Annotated in this window: 23 protein-coding genes; 10 read left to right on the top strand and 13 right to left on the bottom strand. The window is 72.3% G+C overall.

Annotated elements, in window-relative coordinates; translation table 11 throughout:
* Positions 1-119 precede the first annotated feature (119 nt).
* A complete protein-coding gene (locus tag E2E34_RS04930; RefSeq protein WP_138900671.1) occupies positions 120-1,271 on the bottom strand; it encodes a glycerophosphodiester phosphodiesterase in 1,152 nt (383 codons plus the stop codon).
* Positions 1,272-1,511: 240 nt separating this feature from the next.
* Between E2E34_RS04930 and E2E34_RS04935 the strand changes: the two genes are divergently transcribed.
* Complete coding sequence (locus E2E34_RS04935; protein ID WP_069929641.1) at positions 1,512-2,183, top strand: lysophospholipid acyltransferase family protein; 672 nt, start codon at positions 1,512-1,514, stop codon at positions 2,181-2,183.
* A gap of 105 nt (positions 2,184-2,288) precedes the next feature.
* Here the strand turns inward: E2E34_RS04935 and E2E34_RS04940 are convergent, their stop codons facing one another.
* From E2E34_RS04940 to E2E34_RS04960, 5 genes are all read right to left on the bottom strand, one after another.
* Positions 2,289-3,839: an MFS transporter gene (locus tag E2E34_RS04940; protein ID WP_138900672.1), complete on the bottom strand. Its 1,551-nt coding sequence runs from the start codon at positions 3,837-3,839 to the stop codon at positions 2,289-2,291.
* Positions 3,836-4,387, bottom strand: a complete 552-nt coding sequence (locus tag E2E34_RS04945) for a TetR/AcrR family transcriptional regulator (RefSeq protein ID WP_138900673.1) — start codon at positions 4,385-4,387, stop codon at positions 3,836-3,838. The genes E2E34_RS04940 and E2E34_RS04945 overlap by 4 nt, the downstream gene beginning before the upstream one ends.
* 61 nt (positions 4,388-4,448) lie before the next feature.
* Positions 4,449-5,420, bottom strand: coding sequence for an aldo/keto reductase (locus E2E34_RS04950; protein ID WP_138900674.1), 972 nt, complete (start codon positions 5,418-5,420; stop codon positions 4,449-4,451).
* Between the two features lie 66 nt (positions 5,421-5,486).
* A complete protein-coding gene (gene argH, locus E2E34_RS04955; protein ID WP_138900675.1) occupies positions 5,487-6,914 on the bottom strand; it encodes an argininosuccinate lyase in 1,428 nt (475 codons plus the stop codon).
* Between the two features lie 84 nt (positions 6,915-6,998).
* A complete protein-coding gene (locus tag E2E34_RS04960) occupies positions 6,999-8,192 on the bottom strand; it encodes an argininosuccinate synthase (protein ID WP_028815400.1) in 1,194 nt (397 codons plus the stop codon).
* A 180-nt stretch (positions 8,193-8,372) separates the two neighbouring features.
* On the opposite strand from E2E34_RS04960, the gene E2E34_RS04965 reads away from it, so the two are divergent.
* Positions 8,373-9,731: an NAD(P)/FAD-dependent oxidoreductase gene (locus E2E34_RS04965; protein WP_138900676.1), complete on the top strand. Its 1,359-nt coding sequence runs from the start codon at positions 8,373-8,375 to the stop codon at positions 9,729-9,731.
* A 76-nt stretch (positions 9,732-9,807) separates the two neighbouring features.
* The gene (locus E2E34_RS04970; protein ID WP_138900677.1) at positions 9,808-10,398 is read left to right on the top strand and encodes a pyridoxamine 5'-phosphate oxidase family protein; all 591 of its coding nucleotides are present in this window, start codon (positions 9,808-9,810) and stop codon (positions 10,396-10,398) included.
* Here E2E34_RS04970 and E2E34_RS04975 read toward each other — a convergent pair.
* The 5 genes from E2E34_RS04975 to argC form a co-directional block, all read right to left on the bottom strand.
* On the bottom strand, positions 10,395-10,937 hold the full coding sequence (locus E2E34_RS04975) for an arginine repressor (RefSeq protein ID WP_138895349.1): 543 nt from the start codon (positions 10,935-10,937) through the stop codon (positions 10,395-10,397). The two genes, E2E34_RS04970 and E2E34_RS04975, sit on opposite strands and share 4 nt — an antisense overlap.
* Before the next feature lie 5 nt (positions 10,938-10,942).
* Entirely contained in the window at positions 10,943-12,157 is a 1,215-nt protein-coding gene (locus E2E34_RS04980; protein WP_279637875.1) for an acetylornithine transaminase, read from the bottom strand.
* Positions 12,154-13,059 carry an acetylglutamate kinase gene (gene argB, locus E2E34_RS04985; RefSeq protein WP_138900678.1) on the bottom strand — a complete coding sequence of 302 codons (906 nt, stop codon included), beginning with the start codon at positions 13,057-13,059 and terminating at the stop codon, positions 12,154-12,156. Before argB ends, E2E34_RS04980 begins: the two co-directional genes overlap by 4 nt.
* Positions 13,056-14,225 carry a bifunctional glutamate N-acetyltransferase/amino-acid acetyltransferase ArgJ gene (gene argJ / locus E2E34_RS04990; RefSeq protein ID WP_138900679.1) on the bottom strand — a complete coding sequence of 390 codons (1,170 nt, stop codon included), beginning with the start codon at positions 14,223-14,225 and terminating at the stop codon, positions 13,056-13,058. The genes argB and argJ overlap by 4 nt, the downstream gene beginning before the upstream one ends.
* A gap of 112 nt (positions 14,226-14,337) precedes the next feature.
* The gene (gene argC / locus E2E34_RS04995) at positions 14,338-15,366 is read right to left on the bottom strand and encodes an N-acetyl-gamma-glutamyl-phosphate reductase (protein WP_138900680.1); all 1,029 of its coding nucleotides are present in this window, start codon (positions 15,364-15,366) and stop codon (positions 14,338-14,340) included.
* A gap of 121 nt (positions 15,367-15,487) precedes the next feature.
* Here argC and E2E34_RS05000 point away from each other — a divergent pair, with 121 nt between their 5' ends.
* From E2E34_RS05000 to E2E34_RS05010, 4 genes are all read left to right on the top strand, one after another.
* Complete coding sequence (locus tag E2E34_RS05000; protein WP_138900681.1) at positions 15,488-16,072, top strand: YdeI/OmpD-associated family protein; 585 nt, start codon at positions 15,488-15,490, stop codon at positions 16,070-16,072.
* Positions 16,073-16,175: 103 nt separating this feature from the next.
* Entirely contained in the window at positions 16,176-16,343 is a 168-nt protein-coding gene (locus tag E2E34_RS35280; RefSeq protein ID WP_167518213.1) for a hypothetical protein, read from the top strand.
* 125 nt (positions 16,344-16,468) lie between these two features.
* Entirely contained in the window at positions 16,469-17,242 is a 774-nt protein-coding gene (locus E2E34_RS05005) for a VOC family protein (RefSeq protein ID WP_138900682.1), read from the top strand.
* Positions 17,243-17,275: 33 nt separating this feature from the next.
* Positions 17,276-18,433 carry a methyltransferase gene (locus tag E2E34_RS05010; protein WP_138900683.1) on the top strand — a complete coding sequence of 386 codons (1,158 nt, stop codon included), beginning with the start codon at positions 17,276-17,278 and terminating at the stop codon, positions 18,431-18,433.
* 15 nt (positions 18,434-18,448) lie between these two features.
* Here the strand turns inward: E2E34_RS05010 and E2E34_RS05015 are convergent, their stop codons facing one another.
* Positions 18,449-19,912 carry an aminotransferase-like domain-containing protein gene (locus tag E2E34_RS05015; RefSeq protein ID WP_138900684.1) on the bottom strand — a complete coding sequence of 488 codons (1,464 nt, stop codon included), beginning with the start codon at positions 19,910-19,912 and terminating at the stop codon, positions 18,449-18,451.
* Here E2E34_RS05015 and E2E34_RS05020 point away from each other — a divergent pair.
* Together E2E34_RS05020 and E2E34_RS05025 are read left to right on the top strand one after the other, a co-directional pair.
* The gene (locus tag E2E34_RS05020; protein ID WP_138900685.1) at positions 19,911-20,855 is read left to right on the top strand and encodes a DMT family transporter; all 945 of its coding nucleotides are present in this window, start codon (positions 19,911-19,913) and stop codon (positions 20,853-20,855) included. The two genes, E2E34_RS05015 and E2E34_RS05020, sit on opposite strands and share 2 nt — an antisense overlap.
* 95 nt (positions 20,856-20,950) lie before the next feature.
* Positions 20,951-21,154, top strand: a complete 204-nt coding sequence (locus E2E34_RS05025) for a DUF1918 domain-containing protein (protein WP_138900686.1) — start codon at positions 20,951-20,953, stop codon at positions 21,152-21,154.
* 10 nt (positions 21,155-21,164) lie between these two features.
* On the opposite strand, the gene E2E34_RS05030 is transcribed toward E2E34_RS05025, so the two are convergent.
* On the bottom strand, positions 21,165-22,409 hold the full coding sequence (locus E2E34_RS05030) for a glycoside hydrolase family 10-like protein (protein ID WP_138900687.1): 1,245 nt from the start codon (positions 22,407-22,409) through the stop codon (positions 21,165-21,167).
* 170 nt (positions 22,410-22,579) lie between these two features.
* On the opposite strand from E2E34_RS05030, the gene E2E34_RS05035 reads away from it, so the two are divergent.
* On the top strand, positions 22,580-23,440 hold the full coding sequence (locus E2E34_RS05035) for a 3-hydroxybutyryl-CoA dehydrogenase (RefSeq protein ID WP_138900688.1): 861 nt from the start codon (positions 22,580-22,582) through the stop codon (positions 23,438-23,440).
* The last annotated feature ends 30 nt before the right edge of the window (positions 23,441-23,470 follow it).

Below are 23,470 nucleotides of genomic sequence, written 5' to 3' on the forward strand. Positions count from 1 at the left end.
GGGGAGGGTCATGCCAGGCGGGACGTGCCGCCGCCGCGCGGCGGTTGCCGTGCGGCGCGACAGTCACCCGTCCGTGGCGCCGGGGCCGCCGGCGGCGGCCGGCCCCGGCGCTCCCGCCGTCAGCGGCGGCGCGTGAAGTCCGCCGCCGCCAGCAGCGCCGTGTCCGGGTTGTCGGAGAAGATCCCGTCGATGCCCTGTTCGAAGTAGACCTTGAAGGCCCCGAAGGCGTCTCCGTACGCCGCCGGGTCGGTGCCGCGCCGGAAGTCGGCCGGCAGGAAGCTGTTCTCGTTGCGCATCGTGTACGGGTGCAGGACCAGGCCCCGCGCGTGCGCGTCCCGGACCAGCGTCGTCGGCGTTCCCAGCTTCCCCGTGGCGTCCTTGGGGATGATGAGGTCGAGGGTGGGGCCGAGGCCCTGGGCGAAGCCGGCTATCCACTTCAGGCCCTCGGGCTTCACCAGGTCGGCGACGGTGCGCGGGTCGCCGGCCACCTGGAAGTCCCACGGCCGGGTGGCGGCGCCGGACAGGAGGACGACGCGCGGCGCCGCGACCAGCTCGGCCATGCGCCGCATGCTGCTGGGCTCGAAGGACTGGATGAAGTTCGGCGAGTTCTTGCGGTGGCGTCCGTACGTGCGCAGCAGCCGGGCCAGGGGCTCTTCGAGGCCGAGGCCGAGGTCCCGGAAGTACGTGGGGTGCTTCGTCTCGATGTGGAGCCAGATCCGCCGACCCCGGGCGCGGCCCTCCCGCTCGGCCCAGCGCAGCACCTCCTCGAAGGAGGGGATGGTCCAGCGGCCGTCGTACAGGGTGTTCTCCTGCCGGGTGCCGGGGATGCGCTCCTTGGCGCGCAGCGTCTTGAGCTCCGCGAGGGTGAAGTCCTCGGTGAACCAGCCGGTCAGCGACACGCCGTCGACGGACTTGGTCGTCCTGCGGGAGGCGAACTCGGGGTGCTCCGCGACGTCCGTGGTGCCGGTGATGTCGTTCTCGTGCCGGCACACGAGGTGGCCGTCCTTGGTCGGCACGAGGTCCTGCTCGATGACGTGCGCGCCCATGTCGAGCGCGAGCTGGTACGAGCCGAGGGTGTGTTCCGGGCGGTAGCCGCTGGCGCCGCGGTGCGCCACGACGGTCGGTACGGGAAGATCGCGGTACGAACCGTCATCCTTGGAGGAAGCGGCGCTCGCCGGACCCGGCACCCCGAGGGTGACGCCGCCCGCCCCGAGCACGGCCGCGCCGAGAACCGTGCGCCGCCCGGGGTTCGTCTGTCCGCCCTGTGTCATGAACGCTCCTCTGAGAATGTCCCGCACCTGCCAAGAAGTAAGGGCCCGATCGTAGGCGTCTACGTCTTACGTGGACGAGGCTCTGGACGGAACGCAGTGGAAACACACGTCAACACCGCGTATCGAAGTGATGAACCCGATGTGCGCGGGCAGACGGCCCACGAGTATCGTCCTCACCTGCACAGACTTCATACAGAACAGGCCGCCGAGCCCCACCCGGCCCCGACACCGGAGGAACCGTTGTCCCGTCTCGCGCTCATCAAGGCAGTGCTCGGACCGATCCTGCGCCTGATGTTCCGCCCACAGGTGGAGGGCGCCCAGAACATTCCCGGGACCGGTCCGGTCATCCTGGCGGGCAACCATCTGACGTTCATCGACTCGATGATCATGCCGATCTGCTGCGACCGGCAGGTGTACTACATCGGCAAGGACGAGTACGTCACCGGCAAGGGGCTCAAGGGCCGCCTGATGGCCTGGTTCTTCACCAGCTGCGGCATGATCCCGGTGGACCGGGACGGCGGCCGGGGCGGTGTCGCGGCGCTGATGACCGGCCGCCGGGTGCTGGAGGAGGGCAAGATCTTCTCGATCTACCCGGAGGGCACCCGCTCCCCCGACGGCCGTCTCTACCGGGGCCGCACGGGCATCGCCCGCCTGACGCTGATGACCGGCGCGCCGGTGGTGCCGTTCGCGATGATCGGTACGGACAAGCTCCAGCCGGGCGGCGCCGGCCTGCCGCGCCCCGGCAAGGTGACCGTGCGCTTCGGTGAGCCCATGGAGTTCTCGCGCTACGAGGGCATGGACCGCGACCGGTACGTGCTGCGCGCGGTGACGGACTCGGTGATGGCCGAAGTCATGCGGCTGTCGGGCCAGGAGTACGTCGACATGTACGCGACGAAGGCGAAGGCCGCCTGAGGCGGCGTCACCGTACCGGCGCGGGGGCCGGGGCACCGACAGGGTGCCCCGGCCCCTTCGCGTACGCCGCCCGTCCGTGCGCGAAGAGCCCGGCCGCCCCGTGTCTCAGACGATGTCGTCGACGATGCCCTTCGCCAGCTTCTGGCCCCGCAGCATGAACCACGCGGAGACCGCCGTGGCGAACAGCACCACCGAGCCCACCCACGCCGCCGCCTGGAAGCCGTCGGTGAACGCGTTCTGCGCCGCCGAGAGGAGCGAGGCGGCCTGGTCGGCCGGGAGAGGCTCCGCCGCCTCGACGGCTCCGCCGAGGGAGTCGTGCGCGGCGTCCGCCACGTCGGCGGGGGTGCCCGGGGGCACCGTGAAGCCGCGGTAGATGCCCGTCACGATGGAGCCGAGCAGCGCGATGCCGAGCGCCGCGCCCAGTTCGTACGCCGTCTCGGAGACGGCCGACGCGGCTCCCGCCTGCTCCTTGGGGACGCTGGAGAGGATGACGTCGGCCGTCACCGTGAAGGCGAGCCCCGCCCCGAGACCGCCGACGATCATCGCCGCGACCAGCATCGGCACACCGGTGTCGGCCGTGACGACGGTGCACGTCAGCAGGCCGAGCCCGAGCGCCGTCAGACCGCCGGTCACCGCGGCGCGGACCGAGACCCTGCGCGCCACGTAGCCGGCCGCCAGACCGGCCGCCACGGCGCCGGCCGCCGCGGGCAGTTCGATGAGGCCTGACTCCAGGGGGCTGCGCTCCTGGACGAGTTGCAGGAACTGCGAGAGGAAGAAGACCAGGCCGGACAGACCGAGGATGGTCAGCAGGTCGGCGAGGACCGCGCCGGAGAAGCCCCGGTGGTGGAACAGCCGCATGTCCAGCAGCGGCGAGGGAAGCGTGAGCTGGCGCCGTACGAACCAGAGGATCGCCGCCAGTCCGGCCAGGCCCGTGAGCCCGTTCCCCCAGGCGAGGCCGTGGGCCGCCGCCTCTTTCACGGCGTACACGAAGGAGACCATGCCGACGAGCGAGAGTCCGACGCTGAGCAGGTCCCACGGGCCCGGCGACGGGTCCTTCGATTCGGGCAGCAGTTTGATCCCTACGAGCACCAGGACCAGCATCACGGGCACGTTGATGAGGAAGACCGAGCCCCACCAGAAGTTCTCCAGCAGGAAGCCGCCCACCACCGGGCCCACGGCCGCGCCGGCCGAGGCGGCGGCGCCCCAGATGCCGATGGCGAAGCTGCGTTCCTCGGCGTCGTGGAAGATGTTGCGGATGAGCGCGAGGGTGGACGGCATCAGCGTCGCACCGGCCACACCGAGCAGGGCGCGGGCGAGGATCATCATCTCGGGGCTGGAGGCGTACGCGTTCAGCACGGAGACCGCGCCGAACGCGACCGCGCCGGTGAGCAGCAGTTTCTTGCGGCCGATCCGGTCGCCGAGGCTGCCCATCGAGACGAGCAGGCCGGCGATGACGAACGAGTAGACGTCGCCGATCCACAACAGCTGGGTGCCGGAGGGCTGGAGGTCCTCGCTCAGGAAGGGCGTCGCCAGGCCGAGTACGGTCGCGTCGACGGCGACCAGCAGCACGGCCAGCACCAGGACGCCCAGGGCAAGCCAGCGGCCGGGGTGGTGGACGGCGCTGCGCGCCATCTGGTGCCGGCCGCTGCTCGTCATTGCTCCACGTTCCGACGAGCTCCGCCGAGCAGCAACTCGACGATCATGTACTGGAAGTCCTTGGCGGCGACCCGGCCGTCCTGGACGGCCCACGCGCCGGTGCCGATGAGCCCGTACAGGGCCTCGGTGAGCCAGGCCGGGGTGAGGTCGATCCGGAACTCGCCCTGCTGCTGTCCGCGCCGGAAATGCGCGGAGACGCGCGCGTCCAGACGGCCCCATCCCTCGTTGACGTGGGCGCCCTCGAAGAGCTGGTTCTCGGTGACGAGGAAGGCGAGCAGGCCGGCGGCGGGCTCGATCTCAGCGACCAGGCGGCGCAGCCCGTCCTCGGCGGGCCCCTCGTCGAGCCGGGCGGCGTCGAGCGCCGCCTCGAACTCACGGATGCCGAGCTCTTCGAGCGCCTTGACCAGGGCGTCGCGCCCGGCGAAGTGGCGGTGCAGGGTCGCCCGGCCGATGCCGGCCGACTTGGCGACCTCGTCCATGGTCGCGGTCGCCTTGCGGGAGAGGAGGGCGGCCGCGGTGCGGAGCACCTGCTCGCGATCGACAGTCATGAGACAACGATAACCCGAATGAGACAATCATGTCTCGCCACAGCGGCTCGCCGCAGACGCCTCAGCTCCAGGGCAGTTCCGAGCGGTGCTTCCAGTACGCCGCCGGCTCCTCCGGCAGCTCGGCCAGACGGGCCAGCTGCCCCTCGTCGAGGTCCACCACCGCCGCGTGCAGGTTCGCCGACAGCTGGACCGCGGTCGCAGCCCCGGACAGGACCACGCCGGCCCACGGCAGCCGCAGGACCGCCGCCATGGCGACGGCGTCGCAGGTCGCGCCGGTCTCCTCGGCCACCGCGCGCAGGGCGGGCGGGGCGGCGGGCCCGGCCAGCCTGCCGTTGGCCAGGGCCTCCTTGACGATCACGGTGAGGCCCGCGTCGTGCGCCTCGGCCAGCGCGGCCGCTGCCGAGGGCTCCAGCAGGTTGTACGTCGCCTGGACCGTGCGGAACAGCGGCTCGCCGTCCACCGTCACGGCGAGCGCCGCCCGCACCGCGTCCGCCTGGCCGGGCCCGCTCGTGGAGATGCCGACCGTCACCCCGCCGGCGGCGTACTCCGCCAGCAGGGCGTGGAGGGCGGGGTCGGTGAGCGCCGGGCTGTCGGGTGTCACGGAGTGGATCTGGTACAGGTCGAGGCGTTCGCCCAGCAGGGCGCCGGTCTGCGCGCGCTGGCGCTCGAAGGCCTCGACGCTGTGGTCCTTGACCTCGTGGACCTCCGCGTCGGTGCGCCAGTCGCCGGTGTACGTGTAGCCCCACTTGCTGCCGATCACCACGTCCCGGACGTCGGGCCTGGCGGTCAGCCACTCGGCGAGGAACTCCTCCGCGCGGCCGTAGGAGCGTGCGACGTCGAAGTAGCGGACGCCCTGGGCGTAGGCGGCGTCCAGCAGTTCGTGGGCGCGCTCGCGCAGGGCGTCGGGGGTGCGGCCGCCGGGCAGGTCGCGGTCCCGGCCGGGCGTGATGTACGCCGGACGGCCGACGGCCGCGAGGCCGAGTCCGAAGTGGGCGGTGGCAGTGGTCGCCGCCGACAGCCGGGCAAAGGGCATCGTGGCCTCCCCGCGGGTACGGTCGAGTACGGTCCCTCACTACCGTACTCAACCGGACCGCGCGGTTCAGTGCTTGGCGGCGGCCCAGGCGTGCTGGTTCGCCAGGTCGGCCTTCACCTCGGCCAGCTGGACCGCGACCGCCGAGGGCGCGGTGCCGCCGCGGCCGTCGCGCGAGGCGAGGGCCCCGGCGACGTTCAGGACCGTGCGCACCTCGGGGGTCAGGTGCGCGGAGATCTTGGCGAACTGCTCGTCGGTGAGCTGGTCGAGCTCGCTGCCGTGCTGCTCGCACTCCTTGACGCACTCGCCGGCGACCTCGTGCGCGACCCGGAACGGCACACCCTGCTTGACCAGCCATTCCGCGATGTCGGTGGCGAGCGAGAAGCCGGCCGGCGCCAGTTCCTCCAGGCGCTCGCGGTGGACGGTGAGCGTGGCCATCATCCCGGTGAAGGCGGGCAGCAGGACTTCGAGCGTGTCGCAGGAGTCGAAGACCGGCTCCTTGTCCTCCTGGAGGTCGCGGTTGTACGCGAGCGGGAGCGCCTTCAGGGTCGCCATCAGACCGGTCAGATTGCCGATGAGGCGTCCCGACTTGCCGCGCGCGAGCTCCGCGATGTCCGGGTTCTTCTTCTGCGGCATGATCGAGGAGCCGGTGGAGAAGGCGTCGTGGAGGGTCACGAAGGAGAACTCCTTCGTGTTCCAGATGATGATCTCCTCCGCGATCCGGGACAGGTTGACGCCGATCATCGCGGTGATGAAGGCGAACTCGGCGACGAAGTCGCGCGAGGCCGTCCCGTCGATGGAGTTGCCCGCCGAACCGTGCTCGAAGCCGAGGTCGGCGGCGACCGCCTCCGGGTCCAGGCCGAGCGACGAGCCCGCCAGGGCCCCCGAGCCGTACGGCGAGACGGCCGTCCGCTCGTCCCACTGCCGCAGCCGCTCCGCGTCCCGCGACAGCGACTGGACGTGGGCCAGCACGTGGTGGGCGAAGAGGACCGGCTGGGCGTGCTGGAGGTGCGTACGGCCGGGCATGGCGACGTCCGGGTGCGCCTCGGCGAGGCCGACGAGCGCGTCCTGGAGTTCCGCGAGGAGGCCGCCGATGATGCGGGCGTGGTCGCGCAGGTACATCCGGAAGAGGGTGGCGACCTGGTCGTTGCGGGAGCGGCCGGCGCGCAGCTTGCCGCCGAGGTCGGCGCCGAGGCGCTCCAGGAGGCCCCGCTCCAGGGCGGTGTGCACGTCCTCGTCCGCGATGGTGCCGACGAACGATCCGTCCGCGACGTCGGCCTCCAGCCGGTCGAGGCCGGCCAGCATGCGCTTCAGCTCGTCCTCGGTGAGCAGCCCCGCCTTGTGGAGCACGCGCGCGTGGGCGCGCGAACCGGCGATGTCGTACGGCGCCAGCCGCCAGTCGAAGTGGACGGACGCGGACAGCTTCGCCAGGGCCTCGGCCGGTCCGTCGGCGAAGCGGCCGCCCCAGAGCCGGACGTCACCGTTGTTGCTGCTCACAGCTACTGCTCCTCAAGGGTGGGGATGTGCGACCGCCTCCCCACCCCTGGAGGGTCGGGAGGCGGGCTGTCGAACGAGTGGTGCTTACGCCAGGTCACGCTTCGCGGCGATCTTCGACGACAGGCCGAAGATCTCGATGAAGCCCTGCGCCTTGGACTGGTCGAACGTGTCGCCCGAGTCGTACGTCGCCAGGTTGAAGTCGTACAGCGACTCGTCGGACTTCCGGCCGGTGACGACGGCGCGGCCGCCGTGCAGGGTCATCCGGATGTCGCCGGTGACGTGCTGGTTGGCCTCGTTGATGAAGCCGTCGAGGGCGCGCTTGAGCGGGGAGAACCACAGACCGTCGTAGACCATCTCGCCCCAGCGCTGCTCGACCTGCCGCTTGTAGCGGGCCAGCTCGCGCTCGACGGTGACGTTCTCCAGCTCCTGGTGGGCGGTGATCAGCGCGATCGCGCCCGGGGCCTCGTACACCTCACGGGACTTGATGCCCACCAGCCGGTCCTCGACCATGTCGATCCGGCCGATGCCCTGGGCTCCGGCGCGCTCGTTGAGCTGCTGGATGGCCTGGAGGACGGTGACGGGCTTGCCGTCGATGGCGACCGGGACGCCCTCCTTGAAGGAGATGACGACCTCGTCGGCCTCGCGCGGCAGAGCCGGGTTCGAGGTGTACTCGTAGATGTCCTCGATCGGGGCGTTCCAGATGTCCTCCAGGAAGCCCGTCTCGACGGCGCGCCCGAAGACGTTCTGGTCGATGGAGTACGGGGACTTCTTGGTGGTCGCGATCGGGAGGTTCTTCTCCTCGCAGAAGGCGATCGCCTTGTCCCGGGTCATCGCGTAGTCGCGGACGGGGGCGATGCACTTCAGGTCGGGGCCGAGCGCGGAGATGCCGGCCTCGAAGCGGACCTGGTCGTTGCCCTTGCCGGTGCAGCCGTGGGCGACGATCGAGGCGCCGTGCTTGTTGGCGGCGGCGACGAGGTGCTTGACGATGGTCGGCCGCGAGAGGGCGGAGACCAGCGGGTAGCGGTCCATGTAGAGGGCGTTGGCCTTGATCGCGGGGAGGCAGTACTCCTCGGCGAACTCGTCCTTGGCGTCCGCGACCTCGGCTTCGACGGCACCGCAGGCGAGCGCGCGCTTGCGGATGACGTCCAGGTCCTCGCCGCCCTGGCCGACGTCCACGGCGACGGCGATGACCTCGGCGCCCGTCTCCTCGGCGATCCAGCCGATGGCGACGGAGGTGTCCAGGCCGCCCGAGTAGGCGAGTACGACGCGCTCGGTCACGGGTTTCTCCTTACGATGCATGCGGTGATGGGTATAAGTATGCACTCCACCGTATGTTTCGTCAACGCGGTCGCGGGACGGCGCGGAACCCGCTCGAATGCACCGCGCCGACGGGCGGCCGACCGGCCGTACGCCGAAGGTGGGAGGAGCAGCCGCAGCGAGCCACAAGGAGCCAGGACCATGACGCGACCGAAGATCCTCGTGGTGGGCGCGGGTTTCGCGGGGGTCGAGTGCCTCCAGCGGCTGGAGCGCAGGCTGTCCCCCGCGGAGGCCGACCTGGTACTCGTCTCGCCGTCCGACTACCAGCTCTACCTGCCGCTGCTGCCGCACGTGGCGGCCGGCGTCCTGACCCCGCAGTCGGTCGCGGTGTCGCTGCGCCGCAGGCTTCGCCGTACCCGGATCTGCCCGGGCGGCGCGATCGGGATCGACCCCGAGGCCAAGGTGTGCGTGGTCCGCAAGGTCACCGGCGAGGTGGTGGCGGAGCCGTACGACCAGCTCGTCCTGGCGGCCGGGAGCACCACCCGCACCTTCGACATCCCCGGTCTGCGCGACCACGGGCGGGGCATGAAGTCGCTGGCCGAGGCGGCGTACCTGCGCGACCACGTCATCGCGCAGCTCGACATCGCCGCCGCCACGACGGACGAGGCGGAGCGCGCCGCGCGGCTCCGGTTCGTGGTGGTCGGCGGCGGGTACGCCGGTACCGAGACCGCCGCCTACCTGCAGCGCCTCACCTCCGCCGCCGTCGGCCGCTATCCGCGGCTGGACCGGGCGCAGATCAGGTGGCACCTGGTCGACGTGGCGCCGCGCCTGCTGCCCGAACTGGGCGAGAAGCTGGGCGAGAAGGCGATGGCCACCCTGCGCTACCGGGGCATCGAGTTCTCGCTGGGCACCTCGGTCGCCTCGGTCGACGCGACGACGGTGAAGCTGACGGACGGCCGCACGCTGCCCTCGCACACGCTGATCTGGACCGCCGGCGTCTCCGCGAGCCCGCTGGTGGCGACGCTGGGGGCGGAGACGGTGCGCGGCCGGCTCGCCGCCACCCCCCAGCTGACCGTCCCCGGCTTCGACGGCCTGTTCGCGGCGGGCGACGCGGCCGCCGTGCCGGACCTGGCCAAGGGCGGCGACGCCGTGTGCCCGCCGACCGCGCAGCACGCCCAGCGCCAGGGCAAGGCCCTCGCGGAGAACATCCTGGCCCGCCTGCGTGGCGCGCCGCTCAAGCCGTACGTGCACAAGGACCTCGGCCTGGTGGTGGACCTCGGCGGCGTCGACGCGGTGTCCAAGCCGCTCGGCCTCGAACTGCACGGCCTGCCCGCCCAGGCGGTCGCGCGCGGCTACCACCTGCTGGCGCTGCCGACGCTGACCGCCAGGACCCGCGTCGTGACGAACTGGACGCTCAACGCCCTCGCGGGCGACGACTTCGTCCGCACGGACTTCCAGTCCCGCAGGCCGGGCACCCTCCAGGACTTCGAGAGCGCCACCTCCTACCTGACCCCGGACCAGGTACGGGAGCACAGCCGGCCGCTGGCGGCCAGGGCCTGACCACCGGCGGGACGAGGCACGGCCAGGGCTCAAGCGGGCGGTGGGGCGCGGAAGTTCGGCGAGGATAATCCGTGGCATGGGAAAGCTCTACGAACGCATCGACGGCAGGATCCGCGCTTTCATCGAGGACCAGCCCGTCTTCTTCACCGCCAGCGCGCCGTTGGCCGCCGACGGGCACGTGAACGTGTCGCCCAAGGGGAGGGCCGGGACGCTCGTCGTGCTGGACGACATGACCTTGGCGTACCTGGACTTCGGTGGCAGCACCGCCGAAACCGTGGCGCACATACGGGAGAACGGGCGGGTCACCCTGATGTGGTGCGCCTTCACGGGGCCGCCCAAGGTGCTGCGGGTGCACGGGGACGGTGAGGCCGTCTTCCGTGACGATCCGCGGTGGGCCGAGCTGATCACGCGGTTCGAGGGGGCCGACGGGGCCGCCGCGCGCGCCATCGTCGTGGTGCGCGCCCGGCGCGTCAGCGACAGCTGCGGCTTCGCCGTGCCGTTCATGGAGTACCGCGAGGAACGCACGCAGCACGCCGAGTACTTCGGCCGCAAGACGGACGAGGAGTTCGCGGCGTACTGCGAGAAGAAGGACCACGTCGGCGTGAGCCTGGACGGTCTGCCCGCGCTGCCGCTGCCGTTGCCGGCGCGGGGGGACCGGGTGGGCTAGCGGTCGTTCTGGGCCAGGCGCAGGAGGTGGTCGGCCAGCGCCTGGCCGCCCGCCGGGTCGCGGCTGATCAGGAGCAGCGTGTCGTCGCCCGCGATGGTGCCGAGGATGGCGTTCAGCTCGGCCTGGTCGATGGCCGAGGCCAGGAACTGGGCGGCTCCCGGGGGCGTGCGCAGGACGACGAGGTTGGCCGAGGCCTCGGCGGAGATCAGGAGTTCGCCGGAGAGGCGGCGCATCCGCTCCTCCTTGGCGGACTCGCCGAGCGGCGCGTGCGGGGTGCGGAAGCCGCCCTCGCTGGGTACGGCGTAGATCAGCTCCCCGCCCGTGTTGCGGATCTTCACCGCCCCCAGCTCGTCGAGGTCGCGGGAGAGCGTCGCCTGGGTGACGCTCAGCCCGTCGTCGGCGAGGAGCTTCGCGAGCTGGCTCTGCGAGCGCACCGGGGCCCGGTTCAGGATGTCCACGATCCGGCGGTGCCTGGCGGTGCGGGTCTGCGGTACGGCAGGGCCGCCGTGCTCGTTGTCCTGCGCCTGCGCCTCGGTCATCGGTTTCATTCTCCGGATCGTCGGTCCCCGTGTGCGGTGTCGAGAACGCCGGGCAGTGCCCGCAGGAACGTGTCCACCTCCGCGTCTGTGACGACGAACGGCGGCATGAGCCGTACGACATCGGGGGCGGGCGCGTTCACCAGGAGTCCGGCGTCCTGAGCCGCCTGCTGCACCTGGGGAGCAAGGGACTCGGTGAGCACGATACCCAGGAGCAGACCCGCGCCACGGACGTGGGAGACCAGTGGGTGCCCGAGTGACTCGATTCCGTCGCGCAGCTTCTCCCCGATCCGCTTGACGTGGTCGAGGAGTCCGTCGGCCGCGATGGTCTCCAGTACGGCGAGTCCGGCGGCGCACGCGACGGGGTTCCCGCCGAAGGTCGTGCCGTGCTGACCGGGCTTGAGGAGGTCCGCGGCGGGGCCGAAGGCGAGCGTCGCGCCGAGGGGAAGACCGCCGCCGAGGCCCTTGGCGAGCGTGACAACGTCCGGCTCGACGGCCTCGTGCCCCTGGTACGCGAACCAGCGGCCCGTACGTCCGATGCCGGTCTGCACCTCGTCGAGGACGAGCAGCGTGCCGGTGGCGCGGGTGATCTCCCGGGCGGCCCGCAGGTAGTCGTCGGGCGGGACGACGACGCCCAGTTCGCCCTGGATCGGTTCGATGATCACGAGCGCGGTGTCGGTGGTGACGGCGGCGCGCAGGGCGTCGGCGTCCCCGAACGGCACGTGCGTGACGTCGCCCGGCAGCGGCAGGAAGGGGGTCCGCTTGCCCTCCTGGCCGGTGAGGGCGAGGGCGCCCATCGTCCGGCCGTGGAAGCCGCCCCGGGTGGCGACCATGTGCGTACGGCCCGTGAGGCGCCCGATCTTGAAGGCCGCTTCGTTCGCCTCGGCGCCCGAGTTGGAGAAGAAGACCCGGCCGGGGCGGCCCGAGATCTGGATCAGCCGCTCGGCGAGTGCCACGGGCGGCTCGGCGATGAACAGGTTCGAGACGTGGCCGAGTGCGGCGATCTGGCCGGACACGGCCTCGACGATCGCGGGGTGGGCGTGCCCGAGGGCGTTCACCGCGATGCCGCCGACGAAATCGGCGTATTCCTTGCCGTCGGCGTCCCACACCCGCGCGCCGCTGCCGCGTACGAGGGACAGTGCGGGCGTGCCGTAGTTGTCCGTCATGACCGCCTTCCAGCGCTGCGACAGCTCCTGGTTCCCGGCCCCGTGGTGCGATGTCACCGCGTTCCCCCCTCGTGCTCGTCGGGCACGACCATCGTGCCGATGCCCTCGTCGGTGAAGATCTCCAGCAGGATCGAGTGCTGCACGCGGCCGTCGATCACGCGGGCGGTGTTGACCCCGTTGCGTACGGCGTGCAGGCACCCCTCCATCTTGGGGACCATGCCGCTGGAGAGCTCGGGCAGCAGCTTCTCCAGTTCCCGCGCGGTGAGCCGGCTGATCACCTCGTCGCTGTTCGGCCAGTCCTCGTAGAGACCTTCGACGTCGGTGAGGACCATCAGCGTCTCGGCGCCGAGCGCGGCGGCGAGCGCGGCGGCGGCGGTGTCGGCGTTCACGTTGAACACGTGGTGGTCGTCCGCGCTGCGGGCGATGGACGAGACCACCGGGATCCGGCCGTCGTCGAGCAGGGCCTGGATGGCGCCGGTGTCGATCGCGGTGATCTCGCCGACGCGTCCGATGTCGACGGACTCGCCGTCGATCTTCGGGTAGTGCTGGGTGGCGGTGATGGTGTGCGCGTCCTCGCCGGTCATGCCGACGGCGAGCGGCCCGTGCTGGTTGAGCAGCCCGACCAGTTCACGCTGCACCTGGCCGGCCAGGACCATGCGCACCACGTCCATGGCCTCGGGCGTGGTGACCCGCAGGCCGGCCTTGAACTCGCTGACCAGGCCGTGCCGGTCGAGCTGCGCGCTGATCTGCGGGCCGCCGCCGTGCACGACGACCGGCTTGAGACCGGCGTGCCGCAGGAAGACGACGTCCTGGGCGAAGGCGGCCTTCAGGTCCTCGTCGACCATGGCGTTGCCGCCGAACTTGATGACGACGGTCCGGCCGTGGTGGCGGGTGAGCCAGGGCAGCGCCTCGACGAGGATCTGCGCCTTGGGCAGTGCCGTGTGCTTGCGAGTGCTCATGAGCTGTACGCGCTGTTCTCGTGGACGTAGTCGGCGGTGAGGTCGTTGGCCCAGATGACGGCCGACTCCCCGCCCTCGGCCAGGTCCGCCGTGATCCTGACCTCCCGGTAGCGCATGTCGACCTGGTCGCGGTCGTCGCCGACGCTGCCGTTCCTGCAGACCCAGACGTCGTTGATGGCGACGTTCAGCCGGTCGGGGTCGAACGCGGCCTGCGTGGTGCCGATCGCCGACAGGACCCGGCCCCAGTTGGGGTCCTCGCCGTGGATGGCGCACTTGAGGAGGTTGTTGCGGGCGATCGAGCGGCCCACCTCGACGGCGTCGTCCTCGGTCGCGGCGTTGATCACCTCGATGCGGATGTCCTTGCTGGCGCCCTCGGCGTCGCCGATGAGCTGGCGGGCCAGGTCGTCGCAGACGGCGCGCACGGCGGCGGCGAAGTCGTCGTAACCGGGGGTCGCTCCGGACGCTCCGGAGGCCAGCAGCAGCACGGTGTCGTTCGTCGACATGCAGCCGTCGGAGTCGACGCGGTCGAAGGTCTGGCGGGTGGCGTCGCGCAGCGCCCTGTCGAGTACGTCCGCTTCGACGTCGGCGTCGGTGGTGAGCACGACGAGCATGGTGGCGAGGCCCGGTGCGAGCATGCCCGCGCCCTTGGCCATGCCGCCGACGGTCCAGCCGGCGCCGCCCGCGACGGCCGTCTTGTGCACGGTGTCGGTGGTCTTGATGGCGATGGCGGCCTTCTCGCCGCCGTGCGCGGAGAGTTCCCCGGCGGCCTTCTCGATGCCCGGCAGGAGCTTGTCCATGGGGAGGTTGATGCCGATGAGGCCGGTGGAGGCGACGGCGATCTCACCGGCGCTGTGGCCGGCCTGGCCCTCCTTGCTCAGTACCTCCGCGGCCTTCTCGGCGGTGGCGTGGGTGTCCTGGAAGCCCTTCGGGCCCGTACAGGCGTTGGCTCCGCCGGAGTTGACGACGACGGCGGAGATCCGGCCGCCCTTGACGACCTGCTCGGACCACAGGACCGGGGCGGCCTTCACGCGGTTGGAGGTGAAGACGCCCGCGGCGGCCAGGCGGGGCCCGTTGTTGACCACGAGGGCCAGGTCGGGGTTGCCGCTGTCCTTGATCCCCGCGGCGATGCCCGCCGCGGTGAATCCTTTCGCTGCCGTGACGCTCACTGCATCTCCTCGTTCGCCCCGCCGCCGCTGCGGCTGCTGCTGTCGCTGTCGTCCGCGCGGCCTGTCGGCGCGGCTTTCTTCGTGGCCTGCGGCCGGGTGGCCGCGAGGTCGCTCACGGTGCGACTCCTGTGGCCGTGAGTCCGGTGCTCTCGGGAAGTCCGAGAGCGATGTTCATGCTCTGCACCGCGCCGCCGGCCGTGCCCTTGGCGAGGTTGTCGATGGCGCTGATCGCGATGACGCGGCCCGCCGCCTCGTCGTACGCGACCTGGATCTGGACGGCGTTGGAGCCGTACACGGAGGCGGTCGCGGGCCACTGCCCCGGCGGCAGGAGGTGCACGAAGGGCTCGTCGGCGTACGCCTTCTCGTACGCCTCCCGTACACCCGCCGCCGTCACGCCCGGCTGCGCCTTGGCGCTGCACGTGGCGAGGATGCCGCGGGACATGGGGGCCAGCGTCGGCGTGAAGGAGACGGTGACCGGCTCGCCCGCGGCGGCGCTGAGGTTCTGGATCATCTCGGGGGTGTGGCGGTGGCCGCCTCCGACTCCGTACGGCGACATGGAGCCCATCACCTCGCTGCCGAGCAGATGCGGCTTGAGCGCCTTGCCCGCGCCGGAGGTGCCGGTCGCGGCGACGATCACCGCGTCGGGCCGTGCGAGCCGCGCGGCGTACGCCGGGAACAGCGCGAGCGAGACGGCCGTCGGGTAGCAGCCGGGGACGGCGACCCGCTTGGTGCCCGCGAGCGCGGCGCGGGCGCCGGGCAGCTCGGGCAGCCCGTACGGCCAGGTGCCGGCGTGCGGCGAACCGTAGAACTTCTCCCAGTCGCCGGCGTCCCGGAGCCGGAAGTCGGCGCCCATGTCGACGACCAGCACGTCGTCGCCGAGCTGCTCCGCGACGGCGGCCGACTGGCCGTGCGGCAGCGCGAGGAACACCACGTCGTGCCCGGCGAGCACCTCGGCGGTGGTCGGCTCCAGCACCCGCCCGGCCAGCGGCAGCAGGTGCGGCTGGAGGGAACCCAGACGCTGGCCGGCGTTGGAATGGCCGGTCAGGGCGCCGATCTCCACGCCGGGGTGGGCGAGCAGGAGACGGAGCAGTTCCCCGCCCGCGTATCCGCTCGCTCCTGCCACTGCTGCACGTACCGCCATCGAAATCCTCCTCGTCGATGGCATGACTATACGCAAGGCCGCAGTTTTATGCAATGATCACGAGGGCGGGACCCTGGCGAACACGGGTGCGACGTACGGCGCGGGCGCTAGCCTCGGCCCCATGGATGAGCATGTACTCGACGGAGTGGAGATCATCGCCTTCCCGGACGCCGGGGCGTTCGAGAGCTGGCTCGCCGAGCACCACACGCGCCACGAGGGCGTGTGGGTCAAGGTGGCCAAGAAGAAGTCGGGCATCGCGACGGTCACCGACGACGAGCTGGTCGACATCGGGCTGTGCTACGGCTGGATCTCGGGCCAACGGCGGTCGCTCGACGCCCGGTACTACCTCCAGAAGTACGTCCCCCGCCGGGCCCGGAGCCTGTGGTCGCGGGTCAACGTGGACAAGGTCGCGACGCTGATGGCGGCGGGCCGGATGCGCGAGCCCGGGCTGGCCGAGGTGCGCAGGGCGCAGGAGGACGGGCGGTGGGTGGCCGCGTACGAGTCGCAGCGGACGGCGGCCGTGCCGCCCGATCTCGCGGCGGCGCTCGACGCGGACCCCGGGGCCCGCGAGGCGTTCGAGGCGCTGGACCGTACCGGGCGCTACCTGGTGATCCTCCCGCTGCTCCAGGCGCTCACGCCGCAGGCCCGGCAGGCCCGGCTCGAACGGGCGCTGCGGGCCCTGGCGGGCGGCGGGCAGCCGGGCTGAGCCGGCCCTGCGCTCGTCGCACGCGGCGCCCGAGCACGGAACACCTGCCACCTGAGTACCTCTACGGATCACCTCGCACCCCCGTGCTCGCGACGATGGCTCCATGAGCGAGCACCAGCGTGATCCGCGCGTCCCCGGGTGGCCCGACCGCCCGCCGCGTGCGGCGGAGAAGGTGATCAAGGCCGTGCTCCTCGTGGCGGCCGCGGCCGGTGTGCTCCTGCTGGTCTACGGCGGGTACCTCGTCGTCCTCCTCGCCGCCATGGCGGGCTGACCCGCCAGGCCGCCTTCTCCCGGACGCCGGGCCACCGGCCTTCGGGCGCACCGCCGCCTAGGACGGGATCCGTCCTACTCGGGGCCTAGTCTCGGCGTACCGGCCCCGGAGATCAGGAGCAGCGGATGAGCCACGTCGACAGCGACCAGCCCGAGTCCACCCCGACCTGGATCGACCTCGACGTACCCGATCCCGCCCGCGCGCGGGACTTCTACGGCGCGCTGTTCGGCTGGACCTTCGCGACCGGGGCGGGAGCCGCCGCCGGTCACACCATCTGCCTGCTGCGGGGCCGGGCCGTGGCGGGTTTCCGGCCCTCCCGCGCGCCGGACCCGGCCCCGGGCCTGTGGCGCGTGTACTTCGCCGCGCGGGACTGCGATTCCGCGGCACGGCGCGTCGTGGACGCGGGCGGCAGCCTGACGCACGGCCCGGTGGACCTCGGCGACCGGCGCGTGGCCCTCGCCACCGACCCCGTCGGCGCCCGGTTCGGGCTCTGGGAGGGCCGTACGCACCCGGGCTGCCGGACCGTGAACGAGCCGGGTTCGCTCGTACGCAACGACCTGAGTACGCCCCGGCCCGGCCCCGCGCGGGACTTCTACACCGCGCTCTTCGGCTTCACCCTCGACGGCAACGAGGACCTGCCCGGGTTCGACTTCACCTTCCTGCGCCGCCCCGACGGCCACGAGATCGGCGGCGTCTTCGGGGACCCCGCCGCTCCCGCCTCCGCGTGGCAGACCACCTTCGAGGTCGCCGACACCGACGCGTCGGTGGAGCGCGCCGTCGCGGCCGGCGGCGCCGCAGCCGCGCCCACGGACTCCCCGTACGGCCGCTACGCGGAGATCACCGATCCCTTCGGCACCGCCTTCAGCGTGATCGCCAGGCCCCCCGCCCGGGCGGAGTGAGCGGGGCGGGCCCTCGGTTAGCCTGAGGGCACAATGAACCATTTGACGACGTCACAGGGCGAGTACGACCTCGTTCGCTTCCCCGAGGACCCCCGCGACAGGCTCCGCGCCTGGGACGCGGCCGACGCGTACCTGCTGCGGCACCTCGAGGGCACGGCCGACGCTCCCCCCGTGGACCTGTCCGGGACCGTCGTCGTGGTCGGCGACCGCTGGGGCGCCCTGGCCACCGCGCTCGCCGACCACCGCCCGACGCAGATCAGCGACTCGTTCCTCACTCAGCGGGCGACCCGGCTGAACCTGGAGCGCAACGGGGCCGACGCGTCCTCGGTACGGCTGCTCTCCACCCGGGAGCCGCCGCCGGAGCGGATCGACGTCCTGCTGGTCCGCGTCCCCAAGAGCCTCGCGCTGCTGGAGGACCAGCTGCACCGGCTCGCTCCGCACGTCCACGCGGGCACCGTCGTCGTCGGCACCGGGATGGTCAAGGAGATCCACACCTCGACCCTGCGGCTGTTCGAACGGATCATCGGCCCCACCCGGACGTCGCTCGCGGTCCGCAAGGCACGGCTGATCTTCTGTACGCCGGACCCGGCGCTCCCCCGGGGCGGCGACCCGTGGCCGTACACCTACGACCTGCCCGAGGACGTCGGTACGGCGTCCGGTCTCACCGTCACCAACCACGCGGGCGTCTTCTGCGCCGAGCGCCTGGACATCGGTACGCGGTTCTTCCTGGGGCACCTGCCCAGGCGCGAGGGCCCCGAGCGGGTCGTGGACCTGGGCTGCGGCAACGGCGTGGTCGGCACGGCGGCGGCGCTCGACAATCCCGAGGCGGAGGTCCTGTTCACCGACGAGTCGTTCCAGGCGGTCGCGTCCGCGCGGGCCACGTTCCGGGCGAACGCGGGGGCGGACCGGAAGGCGGAGTTCCTGGTGGGCGACGGCCTGTCGGGCGTACCGGCGGGGACGGTGGACCTCGTACTGAACAATCCGCCGTTCCACAGCCACCAGGCGACCACGGACGCGACGGCGCGCCGCATGTTCGCCGGGGCGCGGGACGCGTTGCGGGAGGGCGGCGAGCTGTGGGTGGTCGGCAACCGGCACCTCGGCTACCACGTGCTGCTGCGCCGGATCTTCGGCAACAGCGAACTGGTCGCGAGCGACCCGAAGTTCGTGGTGCTGCGCGCGGTGAGGCGCTGACCGCCCGCTCTGGCCTCAGGCGCCGCGCGGGGCCTGCGCGCCGCCTCCCAGCAGCCCCGCGCACGCGTCGCGCAGCCGGCGTACGCCCTCGGTGATCTCCGCCGGCCCGGCCACCCCGGCGAAGCTCAGGCGGACGTGTCCGGCGGTCGGTTCGGCGCTGAAGTACGGGCGGCCGGGCGCGATCGCGACGCCGGCCCGCAGCGCCGCCGAGACCACCGCGTTCTCGTCCGCCCCGTCGGGCAGCCGCAGCCACAGGTGGTAACCGCCCGCCGGGATGTGCGGCAGGGCCAGCTCGGGCAGGCCGAGGCGCAGGGCGGCGGCCATGGTGTCCCGGCGGGAGCGCAACTCCCCCGAGACGGTCCGCAGATGGCGCGGCCACGCCGGGGAGCCGACCAGTTCCACGGCGGCCTCCTGGAGCGGCCGGGGCACGAAGAAGCTCTCGACCACCTGGATGGCCCGCAGCCGCTCCAGCACCGGTCCCCGGGCCGCCAGGGCGCACACCCGGAAGCTGGGCGAGGTCGCCTTGGTGAGGGAGCAGACGTGCACGACGACGCCGTCGCGGTCGTCCGTGGCGAGCGGCCGGGGCAGCGGCCCCGCGTCGTCGTGGACCAGCCGCCGTACGAAGTCGTCCTCGACGACGAAGGCCCCGGCCGCGCGGGCGATGCGCAGCACTTCGGGGCGGCGCTCGGCACTGAGCACCGCGCCGGTCGGGTTCTGGAACAGCGGCTGGCAGACGAAGACGCGCGCACCGGTCGCCTTGAAGGCCGCGGCGAGCAGTTCGGGGCGTACGCCGTCCGAGTCCACCGGCACCGGCACCGGGCGCAGTCCCGCCGCCCGGGCGATGGCCAGCATGCCGGGGTACGTCGGCGACTCGACCAGCACCGGCGCACCGGGCGGCGCCAGGGCGCGCAGCGCGGTCGTCAGGGCGCTCTGGCCGCCGGCGGCGATGAGCACTTCGGCGGCCGTGATGGCGCCGCCGATGCCCCGGGCGAACCACTCGCGCAGTTCCGGGACGCCGTCCGTGGGCGGCCGGCCCCAGGCGCCGGGGCGGCGGCCGGCCCGGGCGAGGGCGGCGGCCATGGCCCGCTCGGGCTGGAGGGCGGCGTGCAGGTAGCCGCTGTTGAACTCGATGACGCCGGGCGGCGGGGCGGCCAGTGTGACCAGCACGCCCGAGGCGTCGACCGAGCGCGGCACGAGCTCGGTGGCGCCGTCGGCGCTCAGCGCGACCTCCTGCCAGGAGGTGTCGCCGGGTGCCTCCTCGTCCGCGCGGGGCCGCGCCCGGAAGGCGCCCGCGCCGGGGCGGGTGACGACCAGGCCCTCGGCGGCGAGCTGGGCGAGGGCGCGGGTGACCGTCACGGGGCTCACCCGGTACCGCTCGACCAGGGCCCGGCTGGACGGGAGCTTTCCACCCGGCGAGTAGCGGTCGAGCTCCCGCTTTATCGATTCGGCCAGTTCGGCAACGCTGCTACGCTCGTGCATGACAGCACAGAATAGCGCTACTCACACGTCGACAGTAGCGGTCAGCGGCGGCGGCACCGGCTCCGCGACCCCGGCACGGACCGGCTCGGCCCGCAGCGGGACCCTCCTCGCCGCCTTGGGCGTCACCGCCTTCTCGCTGACCTTCCCGGCCACCGCCTGGGGCCTCGAAGGCTTCGGCCCCTGGTCGCTCGTGGCCGTACGCAGCGTGCTCGCCGCGCTCGTCGCGGGCGCGGCCCTGCTCGTCCTGCGCATACCGGTCCCCGCCCGCCGCCACTGGGCCGGGCTCGCCGTGGTCGGCGGCGGTGTGGTCCTCGGCTTCCCGATGCTGACCACGCTCGCCCTGCGGACCTCCACCACCTCGCACGCCGCCGTGGTCGTCGGCCTGCTGCCGCTGACCACCGCCGCCCTCTCGGCGCTGCGCACCGGGGCCCGGCCGTCGCGGGCGTTCTGGGCGGCGGCGCTGGCCGGCGCCGCCGTGGTGATCGCCTTCACGGTGCGGGAGAGCGGCGGCGCGCTGTCCACCGGCGACCTCTTCCTCTTCGGCGCCCTGCTGGTCTGCGCGGCCGGCTACACCGAGGGCGGCAGGCTGGCGCGCGAGATGCCCGGCTGGCAGGTCATCGGATGGGCGCTCGTGCTGTGCCTGCCGCTCGCCGTCCCGGCGGCGGCCGTGGCGCTCACGTTCGAGCCGGTGCGCTTCACGGCGCACAGCGTCGCCGGCCTGCTGTGGGTCGCGATCGGCTCGCAGTTCCTCGGGCTCGTCGCCTGGTACCGGGGCATGGCCGAGATCGGGGTCTCCAGGGCCAGCCAGATCCAGCTGGCGCAGCCGCTGCTGACCCTGGTGTGGTCGGTCTCCCTGCTCGGCGAGCACCTCTCCCCCGCGGCGCCGCTCGCGGCCGTCGGCGTACTCGTCTGCATCGCGGTCACCCAGCGCGTCCGGACCTGAACGGCCGCACAGCGCAGCGCCATCTCGCGCCGCCGGTCATAGACTGGCACTACCTGAAGCACTACCCAGAGTCCGCCTCGAGAAGGGCACTCCCGATGCAAGCGAGCGAGGGCGACCAGCTGCTGGTGCACGGCAGGACCGTGGGTCACGAGGACAAGGTCGCGAAGATCGTCGAGGTGCTGGGGTCCGAGGGCAACCCGCCGTACCGGGTCCGTTTCGACGACGGGCACGAGGCGTTGGTCTCGCCGGGTCCCGACTCCGTCGTACGGCACACCGCGCACGGCGGTACGTCGCAGTAGCCCCGGCCGGTCAGGCGGGTGGCCGCACCCGGTCCGGGTAGTGGTCCGCCACCACCCGGTCCATCGCCCCGACGCGGTCGGCCGCGACCTCCTTCGCCGAGAAGAAGACATGGCCCCGCACCTGGGGGAAGTCCTCGGCGAAGGTCAGATGGCGCGAGAGCTCGGCGGGGTCCTGCCAGGCGGCGGGCTGGGCGGGGTCGCCTGCCTTGTAGAGCGCCTCGCCGACGTACAGGTCGACGCCCGTGCCGCGCACCGTCCGGGCCCACCACGGCACCAGCTTGGCGTAGTCGGCGGCCTCGAAGCCGATGTTCCAGTACAGCTGCGGCACGATGTAGTCGATCCAGCCCTCCCGCACCCACTTGCGGGTGTCGGCGTGGAGATCGTCGTACGTCTGCACACCCGCCCGCGTCGGTGAGCCGAGCGGGTCGGTCGCGGCGTTGCGCCACACTCCGAAGGGGCTGATCCCGAAGCGGACCTTCTTGCCGTTCTTCCTGACCGCCCTGATCCGCTGCGCCGTCTCACTGACCAGCCGGTCGGTGTTGTCGCGCCGCCACGCGGCCCTGTCCGGGAACCCGCCGCCGTGGCGCGCGAACGCCTCGTCGTCGTCGAAGACCTGGCCGGCCACCGGGTACGGGTAGAAGTAGTCGTCCCAGTGCACGGCGTCGACGGCGTAGCGCTCAACGGCGTCGAGCATGGCGTCCTGGACGAAGCTCCTGACCTCCGGCAGCCCCGGGTTGTAGTAGAGCTTTCCGCCGTACGGCAGCACCCAGTCCGGATGGACGCGCGCCGGATGCGACTCCACCAGCCGCGAGGGGTCCGTGTGATTGGCCACGCGGTACGGGTTGAACCACGCGTGCAGCTCCAGACCGCGCCGGTGCGCCTCCTCCACCGCCGTCCCCAGCGGGTCCCAGCCCGGGTCCCTGCCCTGTACGCCGGTGAGGTACTGCGACCAGGGCTCGTACGGCGAGGGCCACAGCGCGTCGGCGGTCGGCCGGACCTGGAAGACCACGGCGTTCAGCCTGCGCCGTACCGCCGTGTCGAGGTGGGCCAGCAGCTGGGCCTTCTGCTCGTCGGCGCTCAGCCCGGGCCTGGACGGCCAGTCGCGGTTGGCCACGCTCGCCAGCCACATCCCGCGCAGCTCGCGCTTCGCCTTCCCGCGCCGCACGGGCGAGGCCGTCGCCGCGTCCCCGGTGACCGCCAGCACGGACAGCGCTCCGGCCGCCGCCAACAACCCTCTTCGACCGATGTGACCCATATGTCGCCCCTTACTAGGTGCATACGTCCCGTCGTATCCGCAGAGCATGCCCGCCCCGGCCCCTCACGCACACGTAGGTCCGGAGTAACGTCGGGGGCCGAGGCGGGCACCGGTACGGCCGGATGCCTGCCGAACTGTTGATCAGCGAAAGGCACGATGTGACGGACTCCATGGCGGATGTGCAGCGCGTCGGAGTGGTGGGCTGCGGCCAGATGGGCGCGGGCATCGCCGAGGTGTGTGCCCGCAGCGGCCTCGAGGTGAAGGTCGCCGAGACCACGGGCGAGGCCCTGGAGATCGGCCGCACCCGGCTCTACAACTCCCTCTCGAAGGCCGCCGAGCGCGGCAAGATCACGGCTGAGGAGCGCGACGAGACGCTCGCCCGCCTCAGCTTCACGACCGACCTCGGCGAGTTCGCCGACCGCGACCTCGTCATCGAGGCCGTCGTCGAGAACGAGTCGATCAAGACGGAGATCTTCCAGGTCCTCGACCAGGTGGTGACCCGCCCGGACGCGATCCTCGCCTCCAACACCTCCTCGATCCCGCTGGTGAAGCTGGCCGTCGCGACCTCCCGCCCGGACCAGGTCATCGGCATCCACTTCTTCAACCCGGCCCCGGTGCAGAAGCTCGTCGAGCTGATCCCGGCGCTGACCACCTCCGAGGAGACCATCAAGCGCGCCGAGGGCGTGGTGCAGAACGTGCTCGGCAAGCACGCGATCCGCGCCCAGGACCGCTCGGGCTTCGTGGTCAACGCGCTCCTCATCCCCTACCTCCTCTCGGCGATCCGGATGTTCGAGTCCGGCATCGCGAGCCGCGAGGACATCGACAACGGCATGGAGATGGGCTGCGCCCACCCGATGGGCCCGCTCAAGCTCGCGGACCTGATCGGCCTGGACACGGTCGCCTCGGTCGCCGACTCGATGTACGACGAGTACAAGGAGCCGCTGTACGCCGCTCCCCCGCTGCTCCAGCGGATGGTGGACGCGGGCCGGCTGGGACGCAAGACGGGATCCGGTTTCTACCCGTACTCCTGAGCCGTACCGAGCCGCGATTCGCACGGAGTG

Source organism: Streptomyces albidochromogenes (assembly GCF_005981925.1).
In the GTDB taxonomy this organism is placed as follows: Bacteria; Actinomycetota; Actinomycetes; order Streptomycetales; family Streptomycetaceae; genus Streptomyces; species Streptomyces albidochromogenes.